Consider the following 16,869-nt stretch of genomic DNA (forward strand, 5'->3'; position numbering starts at 1 on the left):
GGTTTCCGCTAGGGTCGCCGTCCAACAACAGCACAGGTATATTTTTATGCACAAACAAACCCTTCTTGACGCGGATGTCCCGAATTCTGGCGGTGGCATGAATCAGGTTTCTGACGAGGACAAAAAAGCGGTCGATCAACTGCGTGAGCAGTATGGCGGCATGCGGGCTGAGATGGCGAAGATCATTATTGGTCAGGATAAAGTGGTGGAGCAAATGCTCATCTGTATCCTCTCGCGCGGGCACAGCTTGTTGATGGGCGTGCCGGGCTTGGCGAAGACGTTGATGGTCAACTCGCTGTCCAAAATCATGAGCCTGCAGTTTAGCCGGATTCAGTTCACGCCGGATTTAATGCCGAGTGATATTACGGGCACAGAGATTTTGCAGGAAGGCGAAGCGGGGCGTCGCGAGTTTGAATTCGTGAAGGGCCCGATCTTTGCGAACATCGTGTTGGCGGATGAAATTAACCGGACGCCGCCGAAGACGCAGAGCGCGCTTTTGGAGGCGATGCAGGAGCATCGTGTGACCACCGGCGGCGAGCACCGTGCTTTGCCGCAGCCGTTCTTCGTGTTGGCCACGCAAAACCCAATCGAACAGGAGGGCACGTATCCATTGCCCGAGGCGCAGTTGGACCGCTTTATGTTTCTCATCCAAGTGGATTATCCGAGCGTGGAAGAGGAGCGCCGCATTGCCCGCGAAACCACCGGCACACACACGGCAGATTTGACCGAGGTGATCGATGGCCCCACGCTGCAAACTTACCAAAGTCTTGTGGAGCGTGTGCCGGTACCGGATCACGTTTATGATGATGTGGTGGATATGGTGCGCCTGACGCGGCCGAAGGCGGAAGACGCGCCCGAGTGGATTCAGAAATGGGTCACCTGGGGTTCCGGCCCGCGCGCGGTGCAGTATCTCGTCCGCGGTGCCAAAGCGCACGCGGTGTTGCAGGGACGTTATGTGGTCGGTTGGGAAGACGTGGAAGCGGTGGCGCACTCGGTGCTTTCCCATCGGATCCTCACCAACTTCCAGGCGCAAAGCGAAGGCGTGGACAGCGCGTTTGTCATCGATAAACTGCTCGAGAACATTGCCGACAAGGAAGCGGCAATGGCCACCCAGTAAACCGGTTCCAAACCGGCCCCACCATTTTGGAACAGGACGCTTACAGCGAAATTCTTGACGGTGATGTGCTTGGTCGCCTGAGCGGGCAATTTTTGCATGCGCGCCAGCCGATGGTGGGCAACATCGTCGGTCATCACAAAAGCCCGTACCGCGGCTCCAGCGTGGAGTTCGCCGAGTATCGCAAATATGTGCCGGGCGATGACCCGCGCCTGTTGGATTGGCGGGTGCTCGCGCGCACGGATCGCTACTTCATTCGCGAATTCGAGGCGGACACCAATTTGCGTTGCTATATCGTAGTGGACTGCAGCGCCAGTATGGCCTTCGGCGAAAAGGGGATGCGGAAATTCGACTACGCGCGCAAGATCGCCGCCACGCTGAGTTATATGCTTTCGCATCAAGGCGATGCGGTGGGCTTGCAGCTCTTCGATAACGGCGTGGCCTCGGACATCCCGCCGCGCCGGAACCCGCTGCACCTCAAGCACATCTTCGACACCTTGGCCAAAGCCAAGACACAAAACGAAACCGGCCTCGTGCAGGAACTGCATCAATTCGCCGAACGCATTCGCCAACGCGCGTTGGTGATTATTATTTCTGATTGCTTCTGCGATGTGGATGAGCTGCTCAACTGCTTTGAGCATTTGCATTTTCAGAAACACGACTTCGCGCTGTTCCATTTGCTGGATCCGTTGGAGCTGGATTTGGATCTCGACCGGCCTATTCGTTTTCAGGATATGGAAGGCAGCGACGTGTTGCTGGCTGAGCCGGAGATTATCCGTGAGCCGTACCTTGAGGCCGTGCAGGAATACCTCACCAAAATTCACGAAGGCTGCAACAAACACAACGCCGACTACCGGCGCGTGAGCACCGATCAACCCTATGACACCATCCTTGCCGACTTCCTGGTCGACCGCGAGATGCTCGCCAAAGGCCGCGCATGACGTTTCTAAATCCACTTATTTTATGGGGCCTGCCGCTGGTGTTTTTGCCGGTGCTTATTCACTTATTCAACCGGCTGCGCCATCGCAAACTGCCGTGGGCGGCGATGATGTTTTTACGCGTGGCCAACCGCAAATCCACCCGCTACGCGAAGCTGCGCCAATGGCTGGTGCTGCTCTTTCGGATGCTGGCGGTGTTTATGCTGCTCTTCGCGCTCAGCCGTCCGCTGGGTGGGAGCTGGATGGGAGGAATGATGTCGGGCAAACCGGATGTGGTGGTGGTGTTGCTGGATCGTTCGCCGAGTATGGACGGGCGCGTGGATGGTGAATCGCGCCTCGAAAAATCCCGTGAGTTGATCCTCAAAGGAATAGAGAAGTTTGACGATGGCACGCGAATCGCATTTATGGACGGCACCTCCACCTATGTACAGGAGGTGGAAAGTTTGGAGGCCTTAAAAAATATGATGAAAGGTGGAGTGAATGATACCGCTTCGGATTTAGCTTCGCAACTGGAGACAGCGCAGAAATGGTTTGAAACCGAAACCCCCGGCACCGGTGAGATTTGGATTGCCTCCGACTTGCAGGAAAGCAACTGGGATCCGGCCTCAAAGGAACGCTGGAAACAATTGGCCAGCAACTTCGAGGGGTTACCGCAAAAAGTTAGGGTAAGGTTGTTGGCCATGGATGAGCCACTGGCAAGCAACAATTCAGTGCGAGTTCAGGAGGTGCAACTGCATGACGAAGGCGAGCAAGCGGAATTGCAACTGGAAGTGGAAGTACTGCGCGACCAATCTGAGGGCGCGGAATTGATTGTGCCGGTGACGATTCATCTTGGCACCGAATCGCGCACGGTGGATTTAGATTTTAAGCTGGAAGGCACCCGCCACACGCAATACGTGAAACTGCCGATTGACAATCCCGCCCAAGGGGGTTGGGGTTGGGTGGAAATTCCGGATGACGATAACTCACGCGATAACCGCAGCTATTTCGTTTACGGTAGCCACGGGCGCGCAAGCACAGCGGTGACCGCGGAGGATTCCTACGTCAGTCGCTTCCTGCAAATGGCGGCTGCGCCCAACCCGGCCAACATTAACCAAGTCAGCCAGGCGATTCCTGTGGTGGGTCGTGCAGAGGCCGAATGGTCGGGTCATGCGATGGTATTGTGGCAGGGCGCGTTGCCCGAGGGCGACGTCGCCAAGGCATTGCTGGCCTATGCGGATTCCGGCGGCATGGTGGTTTGCTTTCCGGGACAGGTCGAAAGTGACACGGAATTTGCCGGCATCCGGTGGGGGGGCTTGCATGCGACTCAAACTGAGCAGGGCCGGGATTATCCGAGTTGGCGGGAAATGGTGGCCGCCCAGGGCGAAGCCGACCATTTGGGGCCCCGCGTTGTTTCCTGGGAAGAAGGCGAAGGCCCCCTCGCGCGCACCGAAGAGGGCTACAGTCTGCCGATTGACAGCCTGTATTTTTCACAACGGCGTTCGATTGAGGGTGACGGGATTGTTTTGGCAAGCATCGCGCGCGACAGCAATCCGGAACGGAAAGCCGAGCCGTTTATGGTTCGCAAAGTGCGCGGCAAAGGGCAGATCATTTTTATTGGAACCACGCCAAGCGATCAATGGAGCAGCCTGAATTTTTCGATCGTGATGCCGATTATGCTTCAACGAATGGTGACGGCGGGGGCCGCCGCCGGATCCGGCCGATTTAGCAGCGATCGGATGTTATCGGCGGGAGACGATCCCTCGCGCACCGGTGAGCGCTGGGTTTCGGTAGGTGGCGAGGAAGGCGAGAGTCGTGATTATAACACCGAGGCAGGCGTGTATCGTCTCGGTATACGGGTAGTGGCCGTGAATCGGCCCGAGCGTGAGGATTTGGCCCCCTCGCTGGGTGGCGATAAGGCGGTAGCCTTATTTGGAGAAATGCCGGTGGCACTCTTTTCGGAAAAACGGGAAGGCACTGCCGGTGATCCCAAGGAAATTTGGAAATGGTTCCTCGCCCTGATGGCGGTGGCACTATTAGTGGAAGGATTTCTCATTCTGCCCAAGAGCACGGATGAACGTGTGGTCATCAGCCGACCCACTACGGGCAAAGTGACTGCAGAGGCAAAATAATGGACAACGTGAATTTAAGTGATTGGACGTTTCAAACGCTGGACACCTCCGGCTGGGTGTTGCCGTTTTGTTTATTGGTGATGGCAGTCACGGTTTGGGTGAGTTGGAGCAACTGGCGTCGCCGTGGCGGTAAAAGTGTGGCGGCGTTGGAATCATTGCGCGTGGTGATCATGGCGATGATTCTATTCACGCTCTGCCGTCCGGAATTTATCAGCGTTACCCAAAGCGAAGATCAACCGGAAGTGGTCATCCTCAAAGACGTTTCCTCCAGTATGACCACCCGCGATGTGAAGCTCGGGCAACACGATGTCATCACCCGTGAGGAATGGTTGGCCGAGCAAATCAAAACTAATTTTTGGAAAGCGCTTGAGGGCAAAGCAATCGTGCACGTACAGGATTTTGGGATGAGTGCGACCAATGCCGGAACGGGAATTGCGGATGGCACCGACATGTCAAACGCGCTGAACCTGACACGCACCCGAAAGAACATCAAGAACCTCAAAGCGGTGTTCATGCTCGGCGATGGCGATTGGAATTTTGGCGACCCACCACAACAGGCCGCGATGCGTCTGGGCGCGAAAAAAGTGCCAGTGTACACCCTCTCGGTGGGCAGCGATCGGGCGCAGAAAGATTTGGTGCTCGAATCGGTGAATCCGCCCACCTTCGGGCTGCTGGGCGAGCAAATTTCTATCCCCTTCCGCGTGCGAAGCCATTTGCCGGTGGCGGTAAAAACACAGGTGCGGCTCACCAGCTCGCGCGGCGCAGCGGTGAGTATCGCGAAGCAAATCACCATCCCCGCATTCGGGCAGGTGCATGATTCGCTGGTATGGGCTCCGCATGATTTGGGGGACTACACGTTGACGCTGACGTTACCGGTTTGGCAGAGCGGTTTGGAAAAGGAATTGCTCGAAGACAACAATCGCCAAACGTTCCATCTTTCAGTGCGCACGGAAAAACTCAACGTGTTGGTCGTGGAAAGTTACCCACGCTGGGAGTACCGATTCCTGCGCAACGCGCTGATGCGGGATCCGGGTGTGGAGCTAAGCGTGCTGCTGCTGCATCCGGAGTTGGGACCGGGAACGGGTCCAAATTACATTGGGCGTTTCCCGGATACACGCGAACAGTTGAGCCGTTTTGATGTGGTGTTTCTTGGGGATGTCGGTTTGGGCGACAAGGAACTTACCAAGGAACAGTGCGAATTGCTGCGCGGTTTAGTGGAGCATCAGGGAAGCGGGCTCGTATTTTTGCCCGGTCAACGCGGGCGCCATCATTCGATGGTCGATCATCCCATTGGCGAGCTTATGCCCGTGTCGTTGAGTCCGACGAACACCGAAGGTCATTACATTCCCAGTGAGTCACATTTCAAATTGACCTCCACCGGGCGCGGGCATTTCTTAACGATGCTCAAGGCGGATGAAGGGATGAATGAGGCAATTTGGAAAACGTTGCCCGGCTTCTTTTGGTGTGCACCGGTGGAGCGCGCGCGACCGAGATCCAGCGTCTTGGCCACCCATTCTACCAAGCGCAACCAATATGGCTATTTGCCGGTGCTGGTCACCCAGCCCTTTGGCGCCGGCGAAGTGCTCTTTATGGGCACCGATGCCGCCTGGCGTTGGCGACGCGGAGTAGAAGATTTGTATCACTATCGGTTCTGGGGTCAGGTAGTGCGTTGGATGGCGCACAAGCGCAAAATGGCGCAAGGGCAGGGGATGCGCCTGACCTTCAGCCCGGAGAATCCCAAGGTGGGTGATGAAGTGTTTTTGCAGGCCACCATGCTGGATCTATCCGGCGGGACCACGGCTCCGGACGTGCGCGCGCGCATTACGGCGCCCGATGGCAGCACAAGCGACTTGGAGTTCACCGCGATTGAGGGGGGCTGGGGGGTGTTCAAAACCAAAATGGCCGTGCCTCAGGGTGGGGCATATTCATTGAATTTATACAGCCCAAGCGGCAGTCAAAAATTAGATGCGGAAATCGTGGTCGACAAACCCACGCTTGAAAAAATCGGCCAACCCGCCAACACGAAAGTGTTGAGCGAAATTTCTCAACGTACCGGTGGCCAAAGCGGCGGCATCGCGGATTTGCAGAAATTAATCAGCGAAATTTCCGTGGTAGCTGAAAATGAGGAAAAGACCCGCCGTTTCCGTCTATGGAGTAACCCTTGGTGGGGTGGGGGCGTGTTATTACTGCTTGCAGTTTACTGGGTGTCACGTAAGATTTTAGGACTGATTTAGGGGATGTATGATGCACCCCCGAACTGGGAGGACAACATGAGCGAGAAGAGCCGATTCAATGTAGAACTGCCCGAGAGACTAAGGGGCAAGTTTAATTCACTCGAACGCAAACTTTGGTTTGTTGATACCCTCATCGCCGTGTGCGGCATCGCCTGCGGATTGGTCGTGGCATACCTTCTATTGTTTATGTCCGACCGATTCTGGGACACCCCCGCCGCATGGCGCCTCACCTTCACACTCGCGGGCGGAGCCGTTGCCCTTCACTACGCGTGGTTCTGGGCCAAGCATTGGATTCTCAATCGTCGCGACAACCGCGTGCTCGCCGCAATCGTCCAGCGTAAGCACCGTCGCATGGGTGATCGCCTTATGAGCGCGGTGGAGCTCACCAGTATCGATCAGCGCCCCGAAGATGTTTCCGAAGAACTCTGTCGCGCGGCGATCGAACAGATCGATCGTGAGTCAGAAAACATTTCCTTCAATAAAGCCGTTTCCACCCGTAAGTCGCGGATCGCCTTTGTGCTCACCGTGCTGGTGTTGGGCGTGCTCAGCCTCCCTATGCGTTTCACCGGTGACGCCAGCCAAAACGCGCTCCAGCGCGCCGTGCCCGGCAGCGGGGCAGAGCGCTACACGTTCGTGCAAAACGGCGACCTGCAAGTCAACGGCCGCGATCCTGAAAAGGGAACGAAAGGAACGTTTTATGTGCCTCGTGGTGAAATGCTTCAGTTCACTTCACAATTCGCATTTGCAGATCAACAAAACGGAACGCCATTCTGGGAAACACTCGGCGGCTGGTGGCAGCAAACCCATAACGCAGCTGAACGAATGGACCTCTACTTGGGGGAAAATAAAATTGGCACCGATTTTGCCAACACTTTTTCTAGTGTATTGCCTGACCCCTCCGAAGCCGTGCTGACCCACGGAAAGAAAACTCAACAGGCCCAAATGATCGATGGTCATGTGAATTATACGCTTCAAGCCGGCACCAAGCCCATGAAGCTCGCCCTGCGCGTGGGTGATGTGCGCCGATACGCCCGCATCGAGCCGGTGGCCCGGCCCGCGCTCAAGTCACTTAACGTTTCTTTGAGCTATCCCGAATATTTGCACTATCCCAAAGCGGAATCTTTGGAGGTTCGCGGCGGCGTATTTTCCTTCCTCGAAGGCAGCACCGCAGTGTTTAGGGCGGAGGCCTCCCGGAACTTGAACAGTGCCAACATCAAAGTGACCCACGCGGTGACCGATGAAATTACCGAGCAACCCGGGAGCGTGAGCGGTGCCAATCTCTCGACCGCCAATCTTATACTCGATGACATCAGCGCAATTGAAGTTAGCTGGGTGGATCAATATCACATTGCTGGGGCCAATACATGGAAGCTCGGGTTCGATCCGATCAAAGATCAACCGCCTCACGCCGATTCGCCGGATCAAGCTCCGGTTGTTGCGATTTTGCGATCAGAAAGCCTCAGCATTCCTGCCTTCGGCGAGGACGATTACGGCATGGAGGAACTTAAAATTTATTGGGAATGCTTCAATCGCGGGATCGACGAAAAAGATGGAACTCCCAAACCGTTTAAAACCGGCGAGTCCATTCTTGTTCAGAAGGCATCCCCTGGCACGCATTCACTCACCCAAACCTGGCACTTCGATCCCAGCGACAAGGCGCTCAATATTCCTGATGACACAATGGTAAACGTTTACGTGGTGGCCAAGGATTATTATCGGACCGATCGTTACGTGCGCTCGCTGCCGGTGAAAATTTACATACTCACCCCCGAAGAACACGCCCAACTCATACAGGAGAATTTCGATACCAAAATGGCTGAACTGGATGACATCGTCCGGCGTCAGGAAAATCTCCTCGAAGAAACCAAGCAATTGCAGGAAATGAGCCCTGAAGATCAGGCAAAGAAATCCACCGAAAAAGAACTCGCCCGCCAGGAGCAGGAGCAAAAAGATATCGCCGAAAAACTCAAAGAATTGGCCGAGGAAATTGGCGAACTTGGAAAAGAAGCGAGCAAGAATAAAGAGATCGACCCCAAAACCCTCGCCGAAATGGCCAAGTCCATGCAGAAAATGAAGGATTTGGCAGCGGGTGAAATGTCTGAGGCTGAACAATCGCTTGGTGAAGCCCAGCAGTCTGCTCAACCATCACAACCGTCACAGCCCTCAAAACCTAAAGATAAAAAAGAGAAGATCGATAAAGCAGCCAAGAAGGAACAAGAGGCGCTTGATAAACTCAAAGAAATGCAAAAAGAATCCGCGGATACCACACAGGATATGTACGAGAACACACTTGTCCTGCGGCTCCGTAAACTCGGTGAATATGAAGAGAAACTGGATAAAGAATTGGGCACTAAATTAGAATCCGAAGCCGGCGGCAGTTTCAGCGATCTCCCCGAGCACTTGCAAACATTCCTCAACAACCGCGCCAACGACCAGCACCGGAATGCCACCAAGGCAAACGATTTGCAGGGCGAAATTAAGCGGTTTGCTGAAAGCACGCTCAAAGAAAACTTCGGTGACGTTGCCAAGGAAATGGACGCCGCGCGTCCTCCGGAAAAACTCGACGAAAATGCCCAGAAACTTCGGCTCAACCAATCGCTCACCGCGCGAATGGGAGCCAAAAAACTAGGCGAAGATTTCATGCGCTGGGCCGACAAGCTCGATCCACCCAAGGACGGCGATGGTGGCGGCGAAGGCGAAGGCGGAAAAAGTGATGACCCCAATGAGGAAATGCTTGAGCGGATGAAAGAGCTTCTGCGCTTGCGTCAGGCCGAAATGGATTTGCGCGAACAAACCGGTGAGCTTGAAGGTGATCGCGAAAAACGTGCGGCAAAACAGTTTGAAGAAGGGGCCCGAAACCTTGCCTTCCGTCAGTTTGAACTTCTGCGTGATTTGCAACTCGAAATGGATGCCCGCACAAATCTAGGTAAAGGCGAGTTTTTGGACATAGCCCGCGAAGATATGGGCAGGGCCGGCGATCAATTGGATAAACCTGAAACGGGTAAAAAAGCTACGGATGCCGAAACCGATGCGATTAACAAACTTGAGCAGGAAATTGCAGGGCTTATGAAGAAAAGCCAAAGCAGTGCCGCCCAAGGCGAAATGACGCCCGAGCAAATGGAAATGATGATGATGATGATGCAAATGATGGGCATGCAACCCGGCCAAAAACCCGGCCCCGGCCAGGGTGATTCTCCCGGCATGAGCACTGCGGGTGGCAATACCAACAAGCTCAATCAAAACACACCTGGAAATGTTAATGGCGGGAATGGCCCCGATCGCACTGTTCGTAAAGTAGCCGGTCGAGCGGATGCGATGCCCAAGGAATTCCAAGGTGTACTACAGGGATATTCAAAGGGCGTTGAAAGACTCAACAAATAAATATGATTAAACGAATTCTGATTTTAGTCTCCGCATTGTCTTTATTAACACCCGGCGCGCGAGCTCAAAAATTATTTGAGGGCCCCACGCGATTCATTCCTGTGGAAGTGGATCGGATGTATGTCAACGGACTGAAGTTTCTTGTCAGTGTTCAGCAAGATGACGGGTCATTTCGCGCTACGGGGACGAGTGATCATTATGGCTCACAACCCGGTGTGGTCGGGCTTGCAGTGGTGGCGATGCTTGCGCATGGTGATGATCCCAACCGAGGACCGTACGCGCTAGCCATCAAGCGGGGCATCAATTTGATTCTGAAAAATCAAAACCCTCAAACCGGCTATATCGGCAGCTCGATGTACAACCACGGATTCGGCGCCTTGGCCTTGGCCGAGGCTTACGGTCAGGTTCGTGATCCGCGGCTTGGGCCCGCGTTGCAAAAATCAACGGATTTAATCCTGAATGCTCAAAAACGCTCCCGTGCCGGTGCTTGGCGATATTCACCCGAGAGCACTGATGGAGACACCACAGTGAGCGGAGCGAATCTTGTGGCTCTTTTTGCTGCCCGTAATGCTGGGTTAGGCGTGCCGCAGGAATCCATTGATAAGGCGCTGCAGTTTTATGTGAATTGCCGCAGCAGCGATGGGGGCTTTGGTTATACCAGCGCCGGTGGCTCCAATAATCCACGCACTGCGATTGGTGCCCTGATGTTCGCGCTTGCGAAGAAAAAAGAAGGGGATGTGTTCAAGGGTGCGATGAATTATTTGATTACCAACCAAGTTAACGCGGGTTACGATCACTATTACCACTATTTCCTATACTACGCAGCCCAAACTTATTTTCACGCGTCACCAAAACTTTGGGATGAGTGGAACACGAAAAACATCGCACAACTCAAAAGCCAACAGGCAAAAAACGGCTCGTGGGCTGGAAGCAATTTTGGTCCTACATTTGCCACGACTGCCTCGCTCCTGAGCCTTGCGCTCAACTACCGGTACCTCCCAATTTATGAACGTTAAATTCTGTCAATACACGCTGGCATTGATGCTGGGGGCTTTGTCCTCCACGGCGGCGCAGCCCAAGGCTCCGGTTGAGGACGAAAAACCGACCCGTGATCTCACTCCGGCGCGTTCGAGTGTTCCGTCGGTGCAAAAACTTGCGGTGCGAATGGAGCGGGTTGAAAAATTAAATCTGCTGAATGGAGATACATTCAGCGGGAAGTTTTTGGGCATGGAAAATGGAACGGTTCGCTGGCAGCATCCCTCGGCAAGCTTGGTGATTCCTTTCAAAGCGACAGATGTTGCCGGTTTAACTATTACCCAAAAGAAACAACCGCAAGGGATGGCGCAGCATAATAGTGCGGTTAATCTGGTCAACGGCGATCGATTGCTGGGCGATTTGGTCGAGCTCACTCCTGAGGTTTTGGTGTTGGATACATGGTACGCCGGCAAATTGAAATTGCCGCGCTCATCCGTCCTGGAGTTGAATCCGGTGTTACTGGGTTCACGGGTTGTATTCGAAAGTCGCGAAGGCGACGACTCCGGTTGGTTACACGGCAATTACAACCAGGGAATTCCACCAAAAGCCAAGGGACCCGTGGGTGCGGGACCACAGAAAGCACAACAGGTGGCAGAAAAAATACTTGCTCGAAAAATTGTCCCGCAAATTGTTGTGAATGGCAGAGCTCAGCCTCAACAGAAAAACCTTTTTTGGAAATTTGACGGTTCAGGTTTTACCAGTAGCGCCAGCGGCGCGGTGGTCGCCAGAGCTGACATCGCTTATCCGGATAAATTCGAACTCGCATTTGACCTCCAATGGGCAGGGGGTACTAGTTGTTATTTCAACACGGCCATTCTAGCCTCCAACATCAAAGAAAATTATTCAGGTGATCATTATCGGCTGCAGGTAAGTTCAGGTTATTTTTATTTTTATCGACGCACCAAAAATGGGAATCAGGTGCAAATGGGGCGCGCGGAATTACGCCAACAATTGAGCGGCAAATCTCGGGTGCGCGTGGCACTGCTTGTCGATCGATTGACGCGCGAAATCACTCTGATGATTGACGGTAAAGTGATTAACACCTATCGCGATGGCAACAACGACCCCGTGCCGGCTTCCGGTGGATTATCATTTCAATCTAACAACACGTATCCATTGCGAATTAGCAAAATCAGAGTGGCTGAATGGAACGGGAAGTTGCCCGGGAATGAAGCCAAATCGGATGGTGTGGAGGATTTTATTTTCTTTAAAAACAAAGATCACATTAAAGGGAAAGTGAAATTCATCAAAGACGGTAAAATAATGGTTAACAGCACCTCTTTCGGTGAAGTGCCTGTCCCTTTAACAAAAGTAGCCCGTATGCAGTTGGCCAACCCCAAAAAAGAGGGAGAGCCCAAAGCCGGTGAAACAAAAGCTTCCTTAATTCAGGGCGGACAGGTTTCCGGGCAGTTTGAAAAATGGACGGATGATAAAGTGCGCCTGATGCATCCTTATTTGGGCGCAGTAGAATTTCATCCTGCTATATTTGAGTCGCTGGAAATGAATCGTGATCAACCGCGACCACAAAAACATCAGGGTTTCTTTTCAAAATGAAAATGCGAATGCTTATCATCACGGCGACGATGGTTCTGCTTGCAGAATCGATTTTTGCCGAAATTGTCATCAAACCTGTCCGCAGCGGATCCAGCAACACTAACCGTCCCGGCATTGTGGTGCCCGGTCCTGCGGATTCTGGTTTTCGGGGGACACGACAGAAACCGCAAGTACTCCAACTGCTCAATGGCGATCACTTGCAAGGAACGTTTGTGGATTTTCATTTGGATACCGGTGCGACTTGGCGTCATCCGGCTTCTAAAGACGACTTTAAATTTGACGCCGACAGCATTTCAAGCATCCACCTGAATCCGCGTGGTGCGCTAAATTTGCCGAAAGGGCAAAATTGCGCCGTAAAATTTCGTACTGGAGATGAGGTGATGGGCCAACTAGTGGAGATCAATAATACCCATATCATTCTCAGCGCGTGGTATAGTAGCAACAGCATTCGAATCCCGCGGGCAAAAATCCTATCCATTCATCCCGGGTCAGGGCGTGGAGGTGCTATTTTCACTGGCCCGACCGGACTCAATGGTTGGACGCAGGCTGCGAATAACGGGCGACCTAACAACATACCTTTCAATGGTCGCGTCATTCGAGGGGGATTAGTTCCGGCAGGAGGGCAAGGTGGGTTTGGCCGTGTTGGAGTTGGTGGGGGCTGGCAATACAGCAATAACTCATTTTTATCGCACACCTCCGGATCGCAAATCGGTCGCCAATTTAAAGATCTTCCCGATTCTGTAAATGTCGAATTTGATCTCTCGTGGGCCACCACGCCCAGTCTCGTCCTGTATCTTTTTTCTGATCAACTGCAACAACATAAGGGCAATGCCTACATTGTTCAGATTAACAATTCAGCCAGCTGCATGCTAATGAAAGGCAGTTCTGGAGGCCAAATTAGTCTCGGCACACAAAGCATGACGACCCAGTTGCGGGGCAAAACCAAAGCGCATTTTGCAATCTCCGCAAATCGAAAAACGCAAACGATCATGCTGACGATGAACGGAAAATTGGTTAAAAAATGGACCGGCACTTCCGCGTTGTTGGGCAATGGCAAAGGAATCATGCTTGTTAGCCAAACGACGGGGATGATGCGGGTTAGTAAAATGCGCATCACACATTGGGATGGACAGGTCCCCACGGGAAGCAATTTGCCGAACTCTGGTGATGGAACAAAAGATGTGATCGGAACTGCCACCGGCAATTTAACCGGAGTGCTGAAAGGGTTTCGGGGTGGGAAAGTGAAATTTGATGCCACCGTAAGTATCGGATCTATTGTGGATATGCCCCTTGAAAAAATAGGGGTAATCAGTTTTGCAGGAGCCAAACCTGAAAAGCGTAAATTGGAAATTGGCGATGTTCGCGCGACTTTTTCAGGTGGAGGAGAATTTGTTTTCCGCTTGGATCACTGGACCGCAGATCGCGTCACCGGTATGAGTCCCAGCATCGGCCGGGTTGATTTTGATCCTGCGGTATTTTCTTCATTGGAATTTAACCTCAACAAGTTGCGCGACGAAGGAAACTGACCCCGTGAACATCACGGGGACAACTCCGCATAACTGCTGATTGTCCTCAGTGGCGTGCCGGTGTTTCATATCCGGAATGACCACTTCGTCCACCACCAACGTAGCTACTGCCACCCGCCGCCGATCGGTTGCGCGACTCAGCAGCGATGAATTTGATGTTCTCCAAAAGCTCGGTGAAGACCGCTTGACCCTCAACATCGATATCACCCTCAAACCCGTCACTTGGATTGCGCTTCAGAAGTACGCATTAAAACATGAATGCACCCTCGCTGAGTCAGTGGAAAATGGTTTAGAAGAATCCGCTGAAGTTGCAGATTGTCTGCAACTTCGTGTCGGTGGCGAAGAGTGCCGCTAACTGCGCAAACGCGTGCCCAATAAATAATCCCATAACGGTGTTGTTACGCCAAAATTCCCTGCGTGGCCGTGCGCGTGATGGGTCAGATGATGGCGCCTGATCGCCTTTCCTAAACGGGATTTAGGATGGGATTTAGAATCACTCTGGTGGAATGAATAATGAATGTATTCATACCCTAAATATCCCGCCAAAAAAAATCCGATAAAAACTGCCAGCGCCCACTCCGGCACCAGACAATAAAACAGTGCCAGAAACGGCATTAAAATGAGCACTGCGTTCACCGGGGGGACCATTGTGTGAACCGGTTCATCTTGAGCATCATGATGCACCCCGTGGGCTAATTGAGCCCATCGACTTAACAGTTTTCGATGTTCGGGCGGATGTAATAAAAACCGATGCATTAAATATTCAATAAATGTCCATACCCCCAGTGCCGTTGAGCCGATTATTGCCGTTGTCGACCAGTCCAGTGAGTACGACGCAACTCCCCAGGCAATACAAGTAATTGCCACCGGCCCCCAGAAGACCAAAGGCAAAGCCGGATGGAAAAACCCAAACCACGGCCAGCCACTTTGAATTTTGTTTGATGTCATTTTCTCAGACACATTTCATTTTCCAAATCCACACCCAATCCCTCCGCGATGCGGTTGATATAATTAATCTATCCGATCACTTGCGTTGCGTCACTCATTGCTTCCTCTGAAAGCCCCGCCGCCCGCAGGCCGTTGACATTCGCTACCTCCGCCGAGGTAAATTATTCCGCCCACGCGCACAGTGCTCATCTCACTGGGGCAATTCGTTCTTTGCCGCTTCTGGTTCAATCCGTCCATTATTTTCCTCGGAGCAAATGTGCCATTTAACCGTGCAAAATCAAATCAATCCAGTTGATGCTGACTTGTAATCAGCCGATGAATCCCGTAATTGAAGCAGACCAATTGCCGGTGTGGTGGAATTGGTAGACACAGGGGACTTAAAATCAGGCGACATTTTTAATTAACTCTGTTTTTGTGGGTTATTAAATTTTACCGAAACCTCAGTATTCACATTACTGGGGTTTTTTCGTGTCAGGGTTTTGTCAGAAGTTTTACAGGTAGCTCTATTGGGCCTGAAATGCCTCTCTGAGGGCCTTTTATGTCGCGGGTAAATGAGGAGGCTATAGGTGTTATTGAATCAATTAGGGGTGAATTGAGGGGTTCTTTTATATTTATGCTTAATTATCGGGCAACTGGGCCTTTTTGGGGGGATTTGGGTTTATCATGCGCCATATAATTAAAAGCAATTAATTATGGGATTTGAGGGTTTATCAATGGCTTCAATTATTAATCCATTTTTAATTGGTGGTTGCTGTTGTGGATAAAAAACACAACTCTTTAGCACTATTTAGTTGCGTTATGGTTCAGTATTCGCTTTAATTACAGCAACGAAACGAAGTAAAAAGAGATGAAAAACACTAGCGAAACAACCTCCTATTTGATGAGGTACGAACCAGCCAAGCATGAGGGCGTGGCTAACTGGCGCAATCACGAGTTCACCTACTACGTTGAAACCTCTGCCAACATCGAAGGCGAGTATTTTTACGCTGCTGATCTTGAGGCCGACTACAAGCTGAAGCGGTTCAACGCCAACAGGATCAACGAGATCATTACGATCTCTTGCTAAAAGGGGAAGCCATGCCGAAGAGAAAGATAACCCAAGCAGTGGCCTACATTAGGCGTTCCTCCGCAAAGGAGGACAATGGCTCTTTTGATCGTCAGATTAACGCTATCGAGGGTTACTGCTCTAGTGCTGGCGTCAAGATTGTTGAGGATGGTTTTTACCGTGATGGCAACGTGTCGGGCACAAAGAATTTGGAGGATCGCGATGGCTTGCTGGCGTTATTCAACCGCTGCGAAGAGGATGGCATACGCACTGTGGTTATCTCTGATGCTTCTCGCCTTGCTCGTGAGTTGATATGCCAGATGGTTCTCATCGAGAGGTTCCGCAAGGCTGGCCTTGTTGTCCTCGATGCGACTGGCCTAGAAGTGACGGATATCGACTGCCCACAAAAAAAACTTATAGTTCAGATTATCGGAAGTTTGCAGGAATGGGATAGGTCGCAAACTATTGCTAAGATGAATGCTGGTCGGGATCGCGCACGGGCCAAGGGGTTAAAGGCTGAAGGAGCGTACCCATTCGGTCACACAGCATCAGAGAAGCGCACCCTAAAACGTATCAAGCAACTGAGGGCTAACCACGGTAACACTGATCGACGCCCCAAGAAGTGGGTGACGATTGCGGCCATGCTCACTGAAGAAGGTCACCGCAACAGGGCAGGGGGTGAATTCACATCTGCGTATGTTTCCAAGCTAGCCAAAGCTAACGCTATCAAGTAGATTTCTCCCTGCGCTTTCGTTGCCCATATGGCGGAATTGGTAGACGCAGCAGACTTAAAATCTGCCGACCTTTAAAAGTCGTACTGGTTCGACTCCAGTTGTGGGCACGGCGCATTATCTTCCCTTGTTTCTCATCGTTAAATTTCTCTTGGCCTGAACTGTTTTTATTGTTGCTTTTGAGGCAGCAATCAATAAAACAATTTTTTTCAAAGATGAAATACCTTACATTGATTATAGGATTTTTGGTTG

12 protein-coding genes and 1 tRNA gene are annotated in these 16,869 nt (G+C 52.2%); 12 read left to right on the forward strand and 1 reads right to left on the reverse strand.

What is annotated here, in order from left to right; translation table 11 throughout:
* Positions 1 to 97 precede the first annotated feature (97 nt).
* The 9 genes from H8E27_01520 (at position 98) to H8E27_01560 (ending at position 14,248) form a co-directional block, all read left to right on the forward strand.
* The gene (locus H8E27_01520; protein ID MBC8324292.1) at positions 98 to 1,117 is read left to right on the forward strand and encodes an AAA family ATPase; all 1,020 of its coding nucleotides are present in this window, start codon (positions 98 to 100) and stop codon (positions 1,115 to 1,117) included.
* Between the two features lie 110 nt (positions 1,118 to 1,227).
* Positions 1,228 to 2,055 (forward strand): DUF58 domain-containing protein, encoded by an 828-nt coding sequence (locus H8E27_01525; protein ID MBC8324293.1) that lies wholly within the window; start codon positions 1,228 to 1,230, stop codon positions 2,053 to 2,055.
* Positions 2,052 to 4,163, forward strand: coding sequence for a BatA domain-containing protein (locus H8E27_01530; protein MBC8324294.1), 2,112 nt, complete (start codon positions 2,052 to 2,054; stop codon positions 4,161 to 4,163). Before H8E27_01525 ends, H8E27_01530 begins: the two co-directional genes overlap by 4 nt.
* The gene (locus H8E27_01535; protein MBC8324295.1) at positions 4,163 to 6,397 is read left to right on the forward strand and encodes a VWA domain-containing protein; all 2,235 of its coding nucleotides are present in this window, start codon (positions 4,163 to 4,165) and stop codon (positions 6,395 to 6,397) included. Before H8E27_01530 ends, H8E27_01535 begins: the two co-directional genes overlap by 1 nt.
* A 3-nt stretch (positions 6,398 to 6,400) precedes the next feature.
* Positions 6,401 to 9,778 carry a hypothetical protein gene (locus H8E27_01540; protein MBC8324296.1) on the forward strand — a complete coding sequence of 1,126 codons (3,378 nt, stop codon included), beginning with the start codon at positions 6,401 to 6,403 and terminating at the stop codon, positions 9,776 to 9,778.
* Between the two features lie 2 nt (positions 9,779 to 9,780).
* Positions 9,781 to 10,794 carry a terpene cyclase/mutase family protein gene (locus H8E27_01545; GenBank protein MBC8324297.1) on the forward strand — a complete coding sequence of 338 codons (1,014 nt, stop codon included), beginning with the start codon at positions 9,781 to 9,783 and terminating at the stop codon, positions 10,792 to 10,794.
* Positions 10,784 to 12,367 (forward strand): hypothetical protein, encoded by a 1,584-nt coding sequence (locus tag H8E27_01550; GenBank protein ID MBC8324298.1) that lies wholly within the window; start codon positions 10,784 to 10,786, stop codon positions 12,365 to 12,367. The genes H8E27_01545 and H8E27_01550 overlap by 11 nt, the downstream gene beginning before the upstream one ends.
* 2 nt (positions 12,368 to 12,369) lie before the next feature.
* Positions 12,370 to 13,893: a hypothetical protein gene (locus H8E27_01555; protein MBC8324299.1), complete on the forward strand. Its 1,524-nt coding sequence runs from the start codon at positions 12,370 to 12,372 to the stop codon at positions 13,891 to 13,893.
* A 76-nt stretch (positions 13,894 to 13,969) separates the two neighbouring features.
* Positions 13,970 to 14,248, forward strand: a complete 279-nt coding sequence (locus H8E27_01560; protein MBC8324300.1) for a hypothetical protein — start codon at positions 13,970 to 13,972, stop codon at positions 14,246 to 14,248.
* Here H8E27_01560 and H8E27_01565 read toward each other — a convergent pair.
* The gene (locus tag H8E27_01565; protein ID MBC8324301.1) at positions 14,245 to 14,853 is read right to left on the reverse strand and encodes a sterol desaturase family protein; all 609 of its coding nucleotides are present in this window, start codon (positions 14,851 to 14,853) and stop codon (positions 14,245 to 14,247) included. The two genes, H8E27_01560 and H8E27_01565, sit on opposite strands and share 4 nt — an antisense overlap.
* 868 nt (positions 14,854 to 15,721) lie before the next feature.
* Between H8E27_01565 and H8E27_01570 the strand changes: the two genes are divergently transcribed.
* From H8E27_01570 to H8E27_01580, 3 genes are all read left to right on the forward strand, one after another.
* Complete coding sequence (locus tag H8E27_01570) at positions 15,722 to 15,907, forward strand: hypothetical protein (GenBank protein ID MBC8324302.1); 186 nt, start codon at positions 15,722 to 15,724, stop codon at positions 15,905 to 15,907.
* A gap of 38 nt (positions 15,908 to 15,945) precedes the next feature.
* Positions 15,946 to 16,620: a recombinase family protein gene (locus H8E27_01575; protein MBC8324303.1), complete on the forward strand. Its 675-nt coding sequence runs from the start codon at positions 15,946 to 15,948 to the stop codon at positions 16,618 to 16,620.
* A gap of 21 nt (positions 16,621 to 16,641) precedes the next feature.
* A tRNA-Leu gene (locus H8E27_01580) sits at positions 16,642 to 16,727 on the forward strand.
* The last annotated feature ends 142 nt before the right edge of the window (positions 16,728 to 16,869 follow it).

The sequence above is a fragment of the Limisphaerales bacterium genome, from assembly GCA_014382585.1.
Taxonomy (GTDB): Bacteria; Verrucomicrobiota; Verrucomicrobiia; order Limisphaerales; family UBA1100; genus JACNJL01.